The sequence below is a fragment of the Paraburkholderia sp. BL6669N2 genome, assembly GCF_003387275.1.
Lineage (GTDB): Bacteria > Pseudomonadota > Gammaproteobacteria > Burkholderiales > Burkholderiaceae > Paraburkholderia.
The window spans coordinates 2,166,735-2,184,703 of record NZ_QUNA01000001.1; the positions used below are offsets into that span (position 1 = coordinate 2,166,735).

Annotated in this window: 6 protein-coding genes; all 6 read right to left on the reverse strand. The window is 56.2% G+C overall.

What is annotated here, in order from left to right:
* Positions 1-58: 58 nt before the first annotated feature.
* The 6 genes from B0G80_RS09865 to B0G80_RS09890 all read right to left on the reverse strand — a co-directional run bounded on the left by B0G80_RS09865 (position 59) and on the right by B0G80_RS09890 (position 17,543).
* Positions 59-1,468: a CBASS cGAMP synthase gene (locus B0G80_RS09865; protein ID WP_116117867.1), complete on the reverse strand. Its 1,410-nt coding sequence runs from the start codon at positions 1,466-1,468 to the stop codon at positions 59-61.
* Positions 1,468-2,484, reverse strand: coding sequence for a CBASS cGAMP-activated phospholipase (locus tag B0G80_RS09870; RefSeq protein WP_116117868.1), 1,017 nt, complete (start codon positions 2,482-2,484; stop codon positions 1,468-1,470). The genes B0G80_RS09865 and B0G80_RS09870 overlap by 1 nt, the downstream gene beginning before the upstream one ends.
* Complete coding sequence (locus B0G80_RS09875; RefSeq protein ID WP_258878869.1) at positions 2,481-4,040, reverse strand: hypothetical protein; 1,560 nt, start codon at positions 4,038-4,040, stop codon at positions 2,481-2,483. Before B0G80_RS09875 ends, B0G80_RS09870 begins: the two co-directional genes overlap by 4 nt.
* Entirely contained in the window at positions 4,030-8,883 is a 4,854-nt protein-coding gene (locus B0G80_RS09880) for an AAA domain-containing protein (protein ID WP_116117869.1), read from the reverse strand. Before B0G80_RS09880 ends, B0G80_RS09875 begins: the two co-directional genes overlap by 11 nt.
* 170 nt (positions 8,884-9,053) lie before the next feature.
* The gene (locus B0G80_RS09885) at positions 9,054-10,805 is read right to left on the reverse strand and encodes a DUF4236 domain-containing protein (protein ID WP_116117870.1); all 1,752 of its coding nucleotides are present in this window, start codon (positions 10,803-10,805) and stop codon (positions 9,054-9,056) included.
* Positions 10,806-10,916: 111 nt separating this feature from the next.
* Positions 10,917-17,543 carry a DUF3320 domain-containing protein gene (locus B0G80_RS09890; RefSeq protein WP_116119604.1) on the reverse strand — a complete coding sequence of 2,209 codons (6,627 nt, stop codon included), beginning with the start codon at positions 17,541-17,543 and terminating at the stop codon, positions 10,917-10,919.
* Positions 17,544-17,969 lie beyond the last annotated feature (426 nt).

Consider the following 17,969-nt stretch of genomic DNA (forward strand, 5'->3'; position numbering starts at 1 on the left):
CATCGCCGTCCTGCTAAGCCAGCACGGACAGTGCTCGCCTAGCAACAAAGGCATTTCTCTAGCGCCTGCGACCCCGCCTGGTTCGAAGCCGAGTCCAGTTACGTTGAACTGGCTTCGCGAGAGCTCGCACGTCTGCACTGATGAACACCGGTATGCGCCTCGCTGAAAACACCGACCCGTTGCAACGGATAATGCAGTCCATGTAGTGTTTCCCGACGTACGCCGTGCGCTCGTCGACTGAAAACATACCGATTCCGCCGCTCGCGTGCCCGAGGTCGCCGAGGTAGTCTGCCTCGGTTCCATCATTGCGGACAGTCCACTCGATTGCAGCGAAATCGGGGATGACTTGGCGATTTACGATGGTGAAGGTCAGCGCCTGATTCCGGCCCACGGCTGGTACTTCGTTCATGTGTGTTGCAAGGAGACTTTTGCGTTCTGAATCGAACACCTGCACCTGAATCTCCGGAATTTGCATCAAAGCGCGTCCCGATAAATGCTCGACCACCTCGAGCTCATCTGTTTCAGGCAAGGGCATCAGAAACGAGAAGGCTCCGGCCCATGCAAGCGCCGCTCCTGCTTCGTCTTCGGCATCGCTTGACATCTGTGCCGCGTCGCGCAACACGGTCAATCTCGTCAGGAATGCGTCCCACGCTTCGTCGCTGATGCGGTTGAGGTCCTCATCCCTATCGACGGGGTTCCGGACCCGGCGGTCTTTGTGCATGCGTACATACATTGACTCGATTACCGCGACCAGTGCATCGTCATCGGCGATACCCAAAAGCCGCGCGCCCCACATCTCGGAAAAGGCTTCCGTGGTGAGGACCGTCAGGAGGATGGAGGACGGGCGAGATGCAGGAGCTTCCTCGAAGGCGACAGCTGCCCAACCCTTCAGGTACCGCACCAGCCGGCGCAACTGTTCGCGATTGTCGGAGCCAATCGCATTTTTGAACCACTTGTACAACGCCTTAGGGTCGCTGTTTTCCCATTTACCCGAAAGGCAGGCGAGCCGACGTTCGTCGGTGCCTCTGTTCAAGTGATAGGTCGGTGTATCAATATGAAACTGCCTTTGGTATGTAACCCGCGAACAACGTTCCTTCGGAGGCTCTTCAACACGTTCGACATCTGGATTGGATTGCCGATATTCGACCAACTCACGTTGCACCCAATGCCGAAGCTGAGCAGGCGTAGGGCTGATGTCCACGTCGCCAGGGTTCCACTCAAAATAAACGCCGACATCGACGTCATATTCTTCACCCTTGTGCACTGGCTTGATAAGCGTGCCGTACTTGTAGGAGCCTTGTAACCAAGTGGAAATTGGATATCCCCAGGCAGCCAATTGCTCTTTCAGATGGTCTGCCAGCGCATTCCACTGGGTCTGAAGGACCTCCCGCTGTTCGGCGGTGGGCGTGACCCTCCCGTAGAGTGTCTGTTCAGCGGTTCCGTTGAAGAGTCGCGCAGCTTTTCCCATTAGCTCTGCCTGACGATTTTGAGTTGCGGTTTATGTTTGAGGAATGGCGGAACCTGCGTTCCCAGCACGTTGGTAACGCATTTATCTGCCAAGCCGATGAGAGTTCTGCGCGCCGCCTCAGTCGCTACGTCCAGCCCGAGGTCGCGCGCCTGCTCATCAGTTGCGGGATGGTCGATTCGAACATAGGACTTGCCTAGACGATGCTTGACAAGCTGCTCGGCGAACTGCTGCTGGCAGGAGATGATGACCGAAAACAGGCGCTGTCCCTCCATCCAATCCATGACCCCGAACCGTCGGCCAGCGCTGCTCGCTATAGAATAGGTTTGTGTAGTCGTGCCTATGCTAAGAAGCCGTAGCGCTTCTCTGGGGACGCTGAAAAAGTGTTCAGCCTCGTGCAGAGCAATAAGGTCTGGGGCGTTGGCAAACAAACCGCCGTCGGCATACACGTTTGTGCCGACTTCAGCCAGCTCGAAGAACGTCGGGGCAGCCGCAGTCGCCAAAGCTACATCGACGGCGCTGAACTTCCAGTCCCGCACCCACTCCGCCTTATGGCGGGTTTTGAATACCTGCTGCCTGCCTTCGGTCACGTTCACTGCCGGGATTGCCAGTGGGTGCAACGCGTCTCCTAAAGTAGCATCGACGGGAATGAGCTTCGTTATGGCATCGCGCAACGGAGAAGCATCGTACCGAGGCTTTCTAAGGTGTTTCGTAAGGTCGAGCAGTTTGCCGGCGAACGTGGTAGGAGGCATTCGGGCGGGGAAAATACGCTCGCCGAATTCTTCGAAAACAGCGACCACCTTTTCCATCGGAACTTCAAATGCGACCGCTAAGGCAACGATACCCCCGATAGAAGTGCCGCAAATCAGGTCAAAGCAACGACCAATCGGTGCTCCATATTGCTCCTCTATAACCTGCAGTGCCCTTGCAGTGAACAACCCGCGATATCCGCCGCCGGTAAGCGCCAACGCCTGAAACGGCGTATCACTGGTCCAGGCCAACTCTGTCATTTCGCTCATACGCTGCCAACCTTGAACGATTCCAAGTGCTGAAATTCTCCCTGAGAAACATCATGCACCTGAAGTACCCAACGCCCTCTCTCCTCATCCTTTCCTCGACGGGCGCGATGAATCTTCGCGTCACATGCGTTCTGCAAATAGACAAGCAGCTTATTAAGCCTTGGGGGCGAGAAAGTCAGAAAACCGATGGGAACACTTAACACGTCTTGCGTTGGAACACGCCACTGATACATCGCAGCAGCGTGTACGCTCGGCAGTATCAAAACTTCAAATCGTTCCGAGAAGGGCAAGCAGGGACCGAGGATGACTTCCGAAAAGCCTGCGTCAATTAGTAGATGTGCTTTCCGCTTAATCTTGTCCACAGCCTCGTTTTGAGACGCAGCGGCGATAGCGATGACGTCCAAAGGTTCGCCCCACTCTTTCGCGACCGTCTGATTCAATAACTCTATGGTCTTGCGGACGAGGTCAGTACGTCCCCACAGCTCGCTGTCCGGAAGTACCCAATAAATCTGTGTCGGATAGAGAGTGCTCGAATCGCCCTTCAATTTGAACTCGCGTAGCGAGCGAGCAAATGCTTCGACCAGTCGATTCTGGTTTTTGGAAAGATAAAGTGCACCAAGAACCGCTCGGCTGCTTCCATCGTCATATCTCAGCCCATCACCGATACCGTGCACTTCTTTCACGTAGTCGGCAAATCTGAACGCATTCGTCTTTTTCAACCGAAGGGTGCCTTTTAGCTCGCCAGACGAAGCACCTTCACGGTCTCGCGATGGTTCCATATATCGCGCCAAAACGTTGTCGTCAAAAACTTTCACGAAGTCCGCGAAATGGTCTGCGTGTGAAGTCAACTTACCGATACGATTTGCAGTAAGTTGCGTGATTGAAGAGCTAAGATGTTCGTCGAGATACTCAAGTCCTTCAACCGTATACTCTACATTCCCATCTAGGTCTACGTCGAAGTGAATCGGTAACGGAACATTAAATCTCTTTGCGGCGGCTATGCTATCCACCTTGTAGACGTCATATGCTCGCTTCTCTTCGTCACTTTGCTCGAACCGTTCAATGTCGTGAAAGTGGTTTTGGAACGCGTCCTGCGCTTTTTCGATGGTGCGCCCCGAGACAGCTACGGCGGCGCCAACATCTATGTCAAGCGTGTTGTCCCAGTATGCGCCTGACAGCGCCCTCGGCAGGGGCGAGAATGTTACCAATTCAAAAACCGGGTTGCTTTGACGCTCAGCTATTCGCGTGAATCGCGGAAGACCGTCCTCCATACTGACGAACCGCTTCATTGCGTACTGAGTGAGCGTCAACGCGCCCTCGGTTTCATCAACGAGGTCTTCGGCTCGCAATATCTTAAGGAATTCATTGAACTCATGCCCGCTCAAACCGAAGTACGCTCTGAAGGCATCCACTTCAACCCGCCCGGCGACATGCAGGAGACGGACGGCAAACTCCGTCATCACCGGCACTTGACGTTCGAGCGTCACGTGACATCGGATATGGAACTGCTGCGCAGGCAGGCCAACCGCAACCGTGTTAAAGCGCTCACGCATCATGACTTCCCTCATGCAATCGCCCGGACAACACAATGGCCGCGTCCTCGCCAGCAGCTTCCATTTCACTAATCTCCCGCAAGACACGGTGCAAAGGAAGCCCTTCGCGCGCCTTCCACATCGCAGTGGAGCTGACAACGACGAGGCGGTCCTGCGCGCGGGACAGACCCACATTTATTCTCTCGGACTCGGAAAGAAATCCAACTGAATCAGACGTGTCGTTCCTGACAACCGACATCACGATGATGCGATTCTCTTTTCCTTGATAGCTATCTACCGTTCCGACTGTATAAAGGTCTCGAATCGGAGCAGCCCAGTCGGCTTGGTCAAGCTTTTTTCGAATCAGGTCTCGCTGGGCTGCGTACATGGCGATAACTCCTATGGCCAATTCTGCCGGCTTCAGCTCAGCGCGAATCGCCTGCAGAAATTCCCTAGACTTTGCGATGTCTCGTACGACAGCGACGACAAGGTTTGCCTCCACCTCATTTGTGAGGGCGCCATCGTTTCCATTCTCCAAATGATGGGCACTCCGCCCCTGGTCTACTGTGTCAATCCAGACGACTTGTCGCTGGAGGTACGCCGGGAGCGCGGCGTACACAGCACTGGGCTCCTCTCGAGCAACTTCCAGCTCACCGCCATAGAAGCATTTCGAAACCACTCGATTGATGGCGGCTGCCATCCGGTACTGCAACCTCAGGGTTTTGCCGACTCTTTTGCCATATTGCGATGAGAACGCACGCTTGAAATTGTTTATACGCCGAAATTCGAGCTTCGATACGCCCAATATCTGAGACATTTTCTCCTGCACAGGCATGGGATATATCGGAGGCAATTGCAGGTGGTCCCCGACGAGAAGTACCCGGCGTCCCGCCTGCATTGCCACGACAAGTTCCATAGGAGACGCTCGTGCGGCCTCATCGACAATGACCCAGTCATACGCGTGGTCGATAATTCCGAGGGCGTGTTTGCCGACACCGACGCAGGTGCCCGCAACGATACCAGCGGTTCTCGCTAGAAACGCCGTAAAGTTAGACCGCGGATTTCGAAGCACGTCAGAGAACTCCGCGGAAAGCGTCACAATCTGCCCGAGCCGATGACATTTGTCCGGGCTAGGCGAGCCGTATTCAGAACTAAGGTGCTCAAGATACTCGACCAGAGTTTTCTGCAGGTCAGCGTTTGAGTTAACCTCGAGCTGGAACCGGGCCCTAGCTATTTCGCAAAAGGCGTCTCTCAAGCGCTCTGCGTGACTCCTGCTCGCCAGCGCGGTTGCATCATTGGCGCTTTCGGAACTCTCCTCAAGGGCCTTTATCCGATGCAGCATCAGTCCAAGGCTGGAATGCATGTCGACCGCGCTGTCGACGTAAGGACGTGGCAGGCCCATGCTGTAGCCCACCGCCTTGGCACGCTCTTTCATTTCCGCGTCAAACGCCTCCCTGTATAGCTGCCGTCGAGAATCTTCGTGGACCCGTTGGAGCGACGTTGAAACCATTGAGGGCTGGCCAATCCGAACTATAGACAGGGCAACATCATCCATCGATAGGCCAGTGACCTTCTCAAGCGCATTGTTCACCGCTTCATGCGATTGACTCACGAGGAGAATGTTTTTTCCAAGACCCTTGCTGAGAATCAAATGAACGAACGACGAAATAAACTTCGTCTTACCTGTACCAGGCGGACCTTGGAGTAAGGATATTGGCCCGAATCGGAGGGAGTTCAAAAGGGCATCTAGTTGCTGGTGATTCAATTCATACCTGTCGAGGTCCGAAAACTCCGGAATCGGATACTCAATCGGCTCAACGGATAGCAATGGGTCAAAATAGTCAGGCAATCGAGTAATCAATGCACCTTTTCCGAGTACCCTCTTCATTGCCGCAACCCGGCGCTCGGACGCATGGCGCTCAAGGGTTCCACGAAGATAGAAGGTCCTATCCTCGGTCGGACTAAACCGGCTCGTTCGCGGTGTTACGCGCATGACATCCTTGCCAACGTCCTGCGCAACAACGCCTACCGTGTACCATCGGTCGGTCCCGAGCTGGGGGTCAATACCGCGCTCAATCAGCTCAATGCGCTCATCATCTCCGAAGTCGAGCACGCCCTCATCGAGTTCGAACGGCAACAGCCAGTCCTGCCTCCCTGGAATCTTCTGCGCTCCTCCTTTGAGAGTAATGCGGGTTGCGTTAAGTTCGTCTGTTTCCGACAACGCATCCCAAAGTTCAAACGTTGACCAGGTCTTGCCACCCACATCCGACGACGTCGCCCGTTGGGCCGCGCGCGGCTCGGGCTCGCCTGTTGTCTCTGTATCGACGACCGTCGCGAGGTATCGGTCGTGCAGCGCACTTACCAGCGACGACGCGTCAGCGGTACTACCCCACCCTATTGCTATTTTCGCGTGCATCCTGAATCTTGCGCGCCTGGCACTGGATACATACGCGTCGTGTCCAACCTGTCTGGAAGACACATCTAGTATCGACTGACTCTCTGGGTCATACTTGATGATAATCTGCTGCATCAGTCCCGTTATAAAAAACGAGAGGCTGCGGCGAGCGTCGACGTTCTCCACCACCCCAACGGGAAATGCGCCGTTGTCGCTCTCGAGCTCGCGTGCGACTTCCTGCAGATTCTGCCGGTTACGCAAGGTGACCGTGAACGATGGAGAAGACTGCGTTGGCGGGCTCAACTCCGCCTGTATCGTTTCGGCCAAGAGGTCAATTGGCGGAGTGGTATCGCGCAGTTCGGAAGCTCGCTTCGCCTCCCGCCGGGACTTGACGTATTCCTCCGGCGGAAGCAGAAACAAAACAAGCTTCGTGGCGATGAACAGGTCCCGCTGCTGCGGAGACGCAATCTCCAGATATTCTGGGAGAACGCCGACCGTAATGCAGCTTGTGCCGTCGGCGCTGAGGTCGGGAACGTCGAGTAACATCGCTGAAACGTCGTCATTGGCAGGCGACGCCACAACTATGATGTTGTCCTCCTTCAGGTCGCCGTGACTCAGACCCTGCGCATGCAGACGACGTACGGCGTTGATTAACGACAAAGCGACCCTCGCCCGACTTTCGGCAGACGGCGAGGAGAGCAACCATTCGGTCAAGGTAACGCCTTCGACCCAACGCGTGACCAGCACTAGGCCGTATGGGCCGACGCCGAAATCCACGACGTCAGGCGCTGCGTCGAAGCCTGCCTGCCGAAGTGCCCGAGCCTGCTGAAGAAAGTCCAGTAGCCGACGGTTCCGAGTTGGATGCTTCACGTCGTATCGAAGAGCAGGCCAGCACTTGACAAGTACTTTGACACCCTCGATTTCACTTACATACACGCTTTTCCCCGGGGCCGACGGCCTAGTTTCCTTCACCGGCAATGTCAGCGGGCTTGCTTCGGTCGCGAAAGCCGCAATATCTTCTTCCGTCACGGTTGGCTCCCAATCACGGGAAACCGCCGCGTTGAAAGCGTCAAGCGCATCGGATGCTGCGTCGAAACGGCTATCTGCATCCCACTCAAGACATCTCGCGAACCAATTCCGCAACGCTTCAAACTTCAAATCTTGCTTCACATCGAACAGTGGAACCTCGTTAACCCGCTCGAGCGCCACGCCTTCAAGTAGTTCGAAAAGAAGGGCTCCAAGTAGAAAAACGTCACGTCCAAAGGCAGAATGCAGCTTTGCCGCATCATCATTTTCCGCATCTTCTGGGAGGACAATTGAACCTGTCTCAAGCTCAATTCGATGCTCGCCAACAGAGAGCCTGCCGGGAACCCTCGCTGCTGCGAATGACGACAGAATCACCCGCGCTGGTTCGACTATCCATAGCGTTTTCGGCGTGATGTCGCGGTGCGCAATGCCAAGGGAGTGCAACTTCGCAAACCGCGCCAGCGCGGCCTGGGCGATAGCAAGCCGGTCGGCGTCCGAGAGGTCTGACCGACGTGCGAGGAGTTCGGACAATCGCTCAACCCTGTCAGGGAGTCTGTAGGCCTCAATGAAGTTTGTGGTGACGTTATCGGGAACTGCCGACCCTACCGGTTCAAGCAGGTCGATGTGAAGTTCCGGGGCCTGACTACGGAGCGATTCGTTGATACGATTTTCCCGAAGTCCGATAGTCTCGCGCTCGGCGGCCGTGGTGGCTCCCCCGCTTAGCTTCGAGAAGTCCCACTTTCGGAACAACGCTTTGGAACTGGGTATTTCCATATGCTCCGCATTGAACTCCGCCCAGATTCCTTTCGGATGAGAATAGTCGGGAGCCGTTGACGTCTGCTGAAACCCGTGCAAGCGGGCACGTCGTTGTTTGACATGCGGATTGTCCAGCGAGAAAAAGCGCTCATACGCACTTGCGTCTTTTAGCGGGTCTGCTGACCGATAGCTCCATTTTGGTGGTGTATCCGGAAAACGAACGTCAGGGCCGGTGCGTTTTGTAACGCGAGTGCAGAATTCGTTCAAAGTCAGTACGAACTGGCGCTCATCGCTCGGAAAGCTAACAAGCCTGCACTGCGGATGGCAAAGCACAATTACTGCCTCGATGAATGGAAGCTTCATCGACGGATACTTATCTTTTAGAACCTCTCGAAGAACACGGGCCTTCGCGTTCGTAACGATGACCGGTGACCTGTGGGCACCTGACTTATGGAACCATTGCTGGTTCGAGTACTCGATATCGCCGCTCCAGTTTTTCAGCTCGACCACCAGAATCCGGTTGTCAGTCAGCACGACTAGGTCAAGGTCAAGGGGCGCATACGAGCCACGCTGAACTAGCTGGAATGCGGCAAATCCAATCCAGTTCCCAGGCAGACGGCCCTCAATCTCGCGCAAAGCTCCCTGCTCAACCTCCAGAACACCAACAGGACTTAGATACGTGACCTTCACAAATAACCTCTCCGAAATATCTCTTGCTGTTCTTCAAGTAGAGCTTTGTTTTTTGCGAGCGTCGTGTGCCACCAATCGGACTCGCGCAGACAGGCGCGCCATCCCGCCCCCAACAATTCTGGAGTGGCTACGCTAGGCATTCCAATCTCCGCTTTCCATCGATAAAGGCGTTACTGTTCAGCTACCCTACCGGTAGCAGCAATTTCCGTAAGCGCTACCTTCTGGTCCGTGTACCACCGGACGAGACATTCTCGGTCATGGCATTGCTGTTCGCGATAATTCCACTGGGCCCGGGTCCGTGCCTTGAACGCAGCCGGGTCATCCACTGCGGCCTTTGCCTTGGCATAGATTGCCGCCAATTGAACATCGTCCCGAGCCAGCTCGGCATCGCTGCAAATGATGTGCTCTGCATCGGAATGAGCCTTTGAACAATCAAAGCTGGTCTGTTGGAAGGAATCCGCCTGAGTCGACGGCGCAGTGTCAGTCGCTGCCGATTCGCCCCCAACGACGTTTGACCCATTCTCCTGCGCCCAGCTCGATAGTGGTGTCACACCGACGGGCAAGTCAGGCCACTGGTAGGTCTTTATCGATGCGTTACCCGAAGGGTTTGAGGTTTGCTTGACGAGCACCACGCCTTTGCCCGTTGTTTCATTGATAGCAAACGCGGCTTGCTCCGTACTGCACTCATGTTCTTTGCATCCTTGCGCGACCAGATAACCGTCTTGGGGCTGAATCGCGGAAGAGTTCGTCACAGCAAGCCGCTCCGAGATTTTTTTCCAGTCGGCTCGCGAGACGCCATTGAAAGCAGAACGGAATCGTTTGTCATTCACGACATCAGACGGGTACTTACCCACAAGCCAACTAAAGTCCGGAACCGGATGAACTGTATTCAGTGTCGTGGCAGTAGCGGCAGCCGGCACAACGCCATTCGAACCGACTGCGGTTGTGTCGGATTGAAGCGTCGCCTGTTCGCCATTGCCATTCGACGCGGGGTGGTGAGGATAGACGATGATGGTGTAGATGACCGCCGCCGCAGTGACTGTTGCGGATGCCGCCGCCTTGAGGGCAACATAGTCATTACTCGAACGGATGGCTGGTCGCGGCGTGACCTCGACAGTTAGTTTGGACTGAAACCACTCGTTCGCCTCCTTGATGGCTTGGGAGGAAACGGCCTTCTTACGCATGAAACTGAAGGTCTTGTATCCACCGTAGGCAAGTGCGAATCCAGTTAAACCCAGCCCCACGGGCACGCTAAGCACAGCCATGAGGAAACAACCCAACAGCACAGCAAACAGAGGACCAGTAAATCCAGGAGCACTCGGCCAAGCCCGCACCCTGGCCATCAGAGCGCTCGCGGCTGTCTGCAGCTCACCGCGAGGTCCTTGCGCCGCAGCACACTTGTGCTCCATCTCGTAGACCGCCAGCATCGCCTTTTCTTTTTCTGCGAGTGAGACCGTACCGATGTCTACGGCTAACTTGATAGCTTTCGTTGTGAGCGCCAGCTCATGCGTCAGCGTATTGAGAAACGGTTGAAACGCTTCGAGCTTGACCGCTTCGCTGATGTCATCATCTTCGACATAAACACCATGGGAGATAAAATACTGTCGTAGGGCATTCGTTGTGCGTGACTGCACCTTGTAGACGAAGTCCTGCGTTGCCTGCTCTCTCTTTGATAGGTTCTCAGTATTCATATATTCAGTACCGGTGCTCGCAGACGTGCCGTGACTATCCCGACGGCCCGATTTCCCGCCCTTCAAACTTGTCGTATATCTGATTCCGGTTCCCGGAATACTTGTGGTGATGCGGCCACGGGTGTTGTACGTGAAGCCCTTTCCACCAAGAGACGTGCTAATTCCGCTCTTGCTGAGATTGATGCGGATACCGGGTGCAATTTTTATGCTTTTCCTGAAGCCCCAACCCATGTTGCCCCCCAAATGCCTTGGCCAGCGAACTAATGTCGCCTGTACGGCAAGGAAAATTGCTGCCAGTTGTGCAGACGGCCGGACACCTGTCTTGCCGACCGTCGTGCTGTTTTAGTCTTGGGCGTCAACGTTCCGAGAAGTGGTCTTCGTCGCATCCGACCAAGCCATTTCCAGACGTGTTCTGCTGCCTGCGTTAAGTTTGCGAAGACCCACTTCTCGGGCCATCGCAGGTACGCCAGACTCTTCGTCATGCCCTGCCTGCATCATGTCGAATGCGAGTGCTCGGAGTTCGGCAAGAGAGATTTCATCGACTGACCGTGCGGTGCCATCGACGGGCCGCCGGAATTGAATCTGCACATCAGCCGATTCAGCTTTAGCTCGGAAAAACGTCCCCACATCCTCTGGGTCGCCGCGGAAGTGTTGCGACGCCAGCCGTACGACCCGGTCCTGGATTTTTGCGCCTGTCCGAACCCAGCCATGCGCCCGCGCGATACGACGCGCCAGCACTTCGTCCCGAACCGGTCCTTCCACACGTACGACGTGCTCAATCAACCGAAGAAGCGTTGGGTTATAGACGACGTCGAAAAACGAGTTGGCATCGACCGCGTATCCCTCAAACGTCAAATCGACCTCCGCAAAACGTCCCTCGACTTGGTCGCCAGAATGAGCAACGGCGGCGTTCCGAGCGTAGGTAACGGGCAGCGTGGTAGCGTCCGTCACCATTCTCACCTCGCTCGACGCGTCGGTTGACGTATCTGCCGACTGGTCCATCTGCTCATCCGGCATCGCCATTACGTCGGCGATAATCTGCTCCGCGAGGACTGTCGCGTCCTGCTCGGTCTGCGCTCGCTTTGCCCGCTGTTCGGCGAGCAACTCCTCGAGCTGACGATGAATCTTCTCAACCGTGCCCTGCATGTCAATCCACCAATCGGTCGACCAGATGCGCAAGATGTCCCAGCCGAGGCCACGCAAGACCTGCTCACGCAGCTTGTCGCGGTCGCGGGCTGTTGCAGAACGATGATAGGTCGCACCATCACATTCAACACCGGCAAGGTAACGTCCAGGTGCGTCCGGGTCGACTACACCGAGGTCAATGCGGAAAGCCGACACACCGACCTGCGGATGCAAGGTCCAGCCTCTCTCGGTAAGCGCGTTCGATACGGCTTTTTCAAACGGGCTGTCGAAGTCTCCGACGCTCCCTGTAACCGCCTCGCCGAGCGCGCGTGCACCGCGGTCCGCAAACTCCAGGAAGTGCTTCAAGTCTCGCACTCCAAGCGCCTGAGTTCTCGCCAAGTCCATCTGCTCTGGACGGAAGCTACCGAAGACTAGAAGCTCCTGCCTTGCACGGGTAATGGCAACATTCAGACGACGCTCTCCGCCCTGCTGGTTCATCGGGCCGAAATTCATCGGCATGGTGCCGTCAACCCCCGGGCCATAGGTGGTTGAAAAATACATGATGTCCCGCTCGTCACCCTGCACGCTCTCTAGATTCTTTACAAACACGGGCTCAAGCTGCGTTTCCAGGAAGAAGTGCTCAATGGATGGGTCTTTACGACGTTCCTCGTCGAGCAAGTCTTCGATGAGAGATTGCTGTTCAGAGTTGAACGTCACCACGCCGATGGTCAAGCCACTGTCACGGAAGCCGGGCGCTTTCATTTTGCCGACCAAGTCGGATACCAGCGCTTTCGCTTCTGGCTTATTTGTTCGCGCCCCGCCGCGCTCGTATTGGCCATTCGCGACATGATTAAAGCTGACGGCACGGTCGTTCGTGACCGGACTTGGGAACGTCACCAGGCTCCCGTCGTAGTAACGATGATTCGAGAACGCAATCAGACTTTCATGGCGGCTACGATAGTGCCACGACAGCTTCATTGTCGGCAGGTTGGCGCCGATACACTCCTCAAGAATGCTCTCGAGCTCAGTCTCGACATCAGTGTCATCAATGTCCGATTCTGCGCGGTCGAAGAAACTTGTCGGTGGCAACTGTTTCGGGTCACCAACCATGATAACCTGTTTCGCACGCGCCATTGCGCCAATGGCGTCCCACACTGGAATCTGTGATGCCTCGTCGAAGATGACGACATCAAAGTTCGCCGTCTCAGCCGGCAGATATTGTGCAATCGACAGCGGGCTCATTAGAAGGCACGGCGTCAGGCGCATCACCGCGCCCGAAGCTTGAGACATCAACTCGCGAAGGGGCAGATGGCGAGTCTTCTTTTGCATTTCGTATCTCAGCAGGCCCCATTCAGAGCCTCGTGAGACACGGTCTGGCGACGGATGCCCGGCCGAAAGCTGCGCGCGTACCCAGGCTTGTGTCAAGCCGATGAACCGTTCGTCAAGCTCCCGGAAATCCCGAATGCGTTTCTCGTGCTCTGCGGAAACAAAGGTGCGCAACACGTCGTCCACATCGACAACTGCATTCAACCACCAGCGACAGTAGTCGGTCTCGAACGCTTCTTTTACGCGTCCGAGCTGGATTGCGCCCTGTTCAACGCCAGCGACGACGGGAGCAAGCCCCAACGCAAGAGCCGCCGCGCGGGTCTTGCGCCACGCACACCAGGCATTCAACCGGTTCGAGCTAGCCAGGACGTCGCTTGCACGTGCGGCCAGTGCGGCAGGGAGAAGTGCACCCAGAGTCGCGACATCAGAGCTCGGCAAGCCGCTCGCGACCGTGAATTGCATCACTGCCTGATTAAACGCTTGTAGTGCCTCGGCATACATACGCCCGGCACCCGCAATCGCGCCCGTCGGCTCAAGCAGAACATTGCTATCGCCCAGCAGCAAAGCAATCGGGCTCTTCACTGCCGCCAGCGCTTCAGGCGAATTTGCTATCAATGCGAGCGCGCCCGACAGCGACTCGAAGAAATCAAGCGCTGGTTCGATTTCCTCCAGTTTTGTCTGCAAACCGTTCCAGAGTCCACCGGTCTTCGCGGGGAGGTCGTCAAACTCCTTGAGACGTGCACCGAACGCAACCAGCTCGCGCATCTTCTTGAGGTCCGCCGACGCGACGGCACCCGCGCTGCCGCGTTCGATAACGCTGAACCCCTCGTCCTGCCAATAGCTGCTGGCCACTGCTGCTGCCAGCGCACCCTGGAAGGCGACGTACGTCTTCGCGACAGCCAAATCCGTTTTATATCCAACCCATACGGCGTCTGTCTCTTCTTCGAGTCCGGAAAGGCGATTGATTATCTGGTCAATCTGACGAAGTTCTCTGATGCGAGCAAGGTCTTCGCGCGCCGTCTCGCCACACTGCCCCCGGCTGACTGGGTCAAGCCCAACATCTTCCCAAGCCGCGCGTACGCGAGCCTGTTCGAGGACGGTCTGGAAACCGAGCGAAGCCCGCGCTACATCGAGTTCCGTTTTCAGTCCCAGCCATGCGTTAGATGTTGGCAGCGACAGGTCGTCGAGCGCTTTGATTTCTTCCTGAAGTGAATCAATCTGCTTGAGACGTTCGATGTCACCGCCAATGTCTGGCTCGCCTCCGCCGGTCGACAGGTCCACGAGCTTCTTCGAAAGCGAGCGGCGGCGCATCATGCTCATCGGCCAGGACGAATCCTGCAGTTCCCTCCAATCGAGCTGGAGTTGCTGAACCGTTGCCGTCGAAATACCGTCTTTGTATTTAAGCGACAGTTGGCTAATCACGTCCTGACGCTTTCGCAGCAGCTCAATGCCAGCGGAAAGCCGTGACCTTAGCGATTCGTTCCACGGCTGCGAAAGCTGCGAATGAAGTTCGTGATAACGAGTGAGCTGAACGATGCCTTGTCGTAAATCTTCCAGGACCTGGTTTCCCTGCGGCGCTGACAGCGAAGCGTGCAGCTCGCGGTGTCGTTCGACCAATGGTTTCGCGAAGCGCAGGTTGTCTGCAATCGTTTTTGCATCCGGACGCAGAACGAACTGCCAATCGTGCCCAGACGCAGACGGCAAAGTCGCAGCCAGGAGACGCAGGCCTTCCCTACCACGCGTGTCGAGAACAGATGCCGGCAGACCGACGGCCGCACGCAGTTGCTCGGTTGCGGCTTCAAAACGGGCAACCACTGGGCCAATAGCGCGGGCCGAATCGAGCAGCGCGGCTTGCCACAGCGGCGACCATTCAGTTTGAACCACGTGAGCGAGCGGGCTGGATGTCAACTGCCCCTCTCCCATCACTTTCGCGTGAACATCTAGCAACTCAGCCGTCTCGCGCAGCGTTCGCATAGCGACTGAATCGTGAACCCGAGCGGACGGCCATGACAACTGCAGGACGGGCAAGTCATGCCCGGCGACAACGCGGCCGATAGCCTCATATACACTGAGCCCGTTCGGGTATCTCAGGTGCAGACGTTCAACATACCCGTTCAACTGGTTGCGCAATCCCTCCAGCCGAGCGGCTTCTGCATGCCATTCATCGGGTTCCATGGCCGCAGCAGAATCCCACGAAGTACGTAGCTGCTCGAGCACTTCCGTCTTACGTGCTTTGCTGGAATGCAATTCGAGGCAGAAGTTGCCAAGACCAACATCGGCGAGGCGCCGGTACACGACATCAAGCGCCGCCATCTTCTCTGAGACGAATAGCACACGCTTTCTTTCCGCCAGACACTGCGCAATCAGATTCGAGATGGTCTGGCTCTTCCCGGTTCCCGGGGGCCCAATTAGGACGAAGTCTTTTCCTTTGCTTCCCGCCACAACCGCGGAAAGCTGCGAGGAATCGGCCGGCAATGGGCAGAAGGTGTTCTTCACCGGCAGTTCTGCGTCGAGCCGCCTGGCGTCAGGAAACTCAATCGTGCTCTCATAGGAATCGCGCGGCGTTTCAATGAGGTGCCGTACGACCGCGTTCTGTTTGAGCTGCTCGGTTCGCTCAGTCAAGTCCTTCCACATCAAATACTTCGCGAACGAGAACGTCGCGAGAACGACTTCTTCGACTACCTCCCAACCCTTGATGTCCTTGACCGCACTCGATACGGTCTTCCAGATTCCCGTGACATCCAGACCAGAATCATCCTTCGGCAGCTCGGTGCCCTGGATGCCCAGCTCCAGTTCGAAATCCTGGCGAAGCATTTCAATCAGCGTCGGATTGAAGCGCGGTTCGTCATCGTGCAAAGTCAGGCTGAACCCCGAGCGCGCGCTTCGCCGCTCAAGCGACACAGGAACAAGAACGAGTGGCGCGCGATACTTCTTGTCGTCCTTCGCTTCACGTGTCCATGAAAGAAAGCCCAGCGCCAGATACAAGGTGTTGGAACCACCCTCCTGCAAGTTTGTGCGTGAGGTCCGAAAGAGCTCGACCAGACGAGTATCCATCTCGTCTTGCGAGAGGCCGACGAAAACTTCTTTTCGCTTCAATGCGTCAATCGCATGGGAACGACGGATGTTTTCCCGCTCACGCGCTTCATGGATTGCCTGACTACGAGGGTCGTTGCCGTCCATCAGGTCTGGACGCGTAAGCAACTTGATGGCGTGGCCCTCCGCCAGAATGTCCTCAAGCTGCCCGGGGTCCGGAGCGTCAAGTTTCAGTGATTTCTTTCCCGCCTTGAAACTGAGCAGATTGTTTCGAAGTGACAGGTCGAGGAGTTTCCGTTGCCAACGGGTGAGTCGGTCCTCCGGCCGCTCGACTGCCTTATCGTCAACCGCACCTTCCAGTTCATCCGGCAGTTCCGGCGCGCTCTCAAAACCTGCTTCAATGTTCGTCGCTTCGGTTCCGACTGTCCCTCGAGCAATCGCCTGTTCGCTAGCCAACGGCTTGATGCGCTGCAAGCGAGCGCGCCGGATGTCGACGGCCAGGTGAAACTTATGGTCATTTTCTTCAGAAATCTGCTCTTCGCCATTGGCAATGGCAAAGCTGAAGGCAGGATACGGACGTTGTGTGAGCATCGTCGACTCAAACAGCACCATCTCCTTCAATTTCACACGCTTGCGAAGTGCCGTGACATCGTCGACGACCGAGGTCGAGAACTCTTCTGCTTTGAGCCAAACACCTGGAAAAGCGTGCCCCTCCGTAAAGACCAAGACAGCGTTGAGACCTGCCTGCTCAAGCGCCGCACACGCGAACAATGCAAGGTCGAGACAGGTTCCAAGCCCGGAGTCGGCAATCTGGCTCGGGCTTCGCACCTTCTGTCCGGCCTGTTCGAAACTCGCGGGCGGCAGCGAATAATCGATGCCCATCGACCCAATCGCATTCCAGATAGCGGATGCGAGCTCCCAAACGCGGCGAGCACCTTCCTGATAACCGTTAATGGCACCCGATTTGCCAGCTTTATGAAGCACCTCGGCGGCTTTCTTCAAAACCCGCTCGACCGCTGGTTCGTTCGGCTGAACGAATGCTGCGACCAAATCGGGCAAAACCGATAAGCCGCCCCATTGATTGCGCGGCAACAACTCAACGGCAGATTCGAATGACGCGAGCTCGACAGGCTCGGCGAGCCCAGCCGTAAGCTTGAAAGTTATCAGTGCCTTTTCTGACTCGGTCAGACGGCCGAGAAGCGCGCCGTCGAGCAAAAGGTCGAGGTCACTGATGCGTATATCTTTTCCAGCAGCGACGTGGTCCAGGTGCCATGTCTTCGGCTTGAAAAATGTCGGCTCAGAAGAAGCGGTGAGCCGCAACTCTTTGATGTCATCCGCGGTCTCGTTAGCGAGCGAAAGCTCGTGGACGACCGGGACGGCGTTCTGGAAGTCGGCCAGATTTAACTTGCTGGCGAGCGTTGCCTTAATCTGCACGCAACGCGGCTCCTCCGGCACGTCTGCCGGCTCGACAATAGTCTCGTCCATCTGGCCCCCAAAATTCCGCTGGTACGTCTCTCGATTTGATTTTGCTGCCGACCTGCCGCGCTCCATCCGCCGAAAAGGCAGCGAGAACACAGGCATTTTAAGGAATGAACGTATGCCCTTATCGCGGCGGTCGCGCCCCGCCATAATCTCATAACGACATAGCGGAGAGCGATAGTGCGCGCCAAATATTCACAGGGACATCGCCCAGAAGTCGAGGATTCAAACGCGCTAAGTCATGGCGGACCGACATCAGAAAATCGAATGAAAGCGGATTGCAAACGATTGCGAGCATCGGAACAGCCGCAGACGACCTCAGAGACGTCGGTAGTATGCATAACGCACAGACCAGACCTTGTCCCAGATGGCCCAGACGGTGCTCTCGAACGACGACTGATTCACAAGCAGTCCACCAGTAGGCTGCAGCGG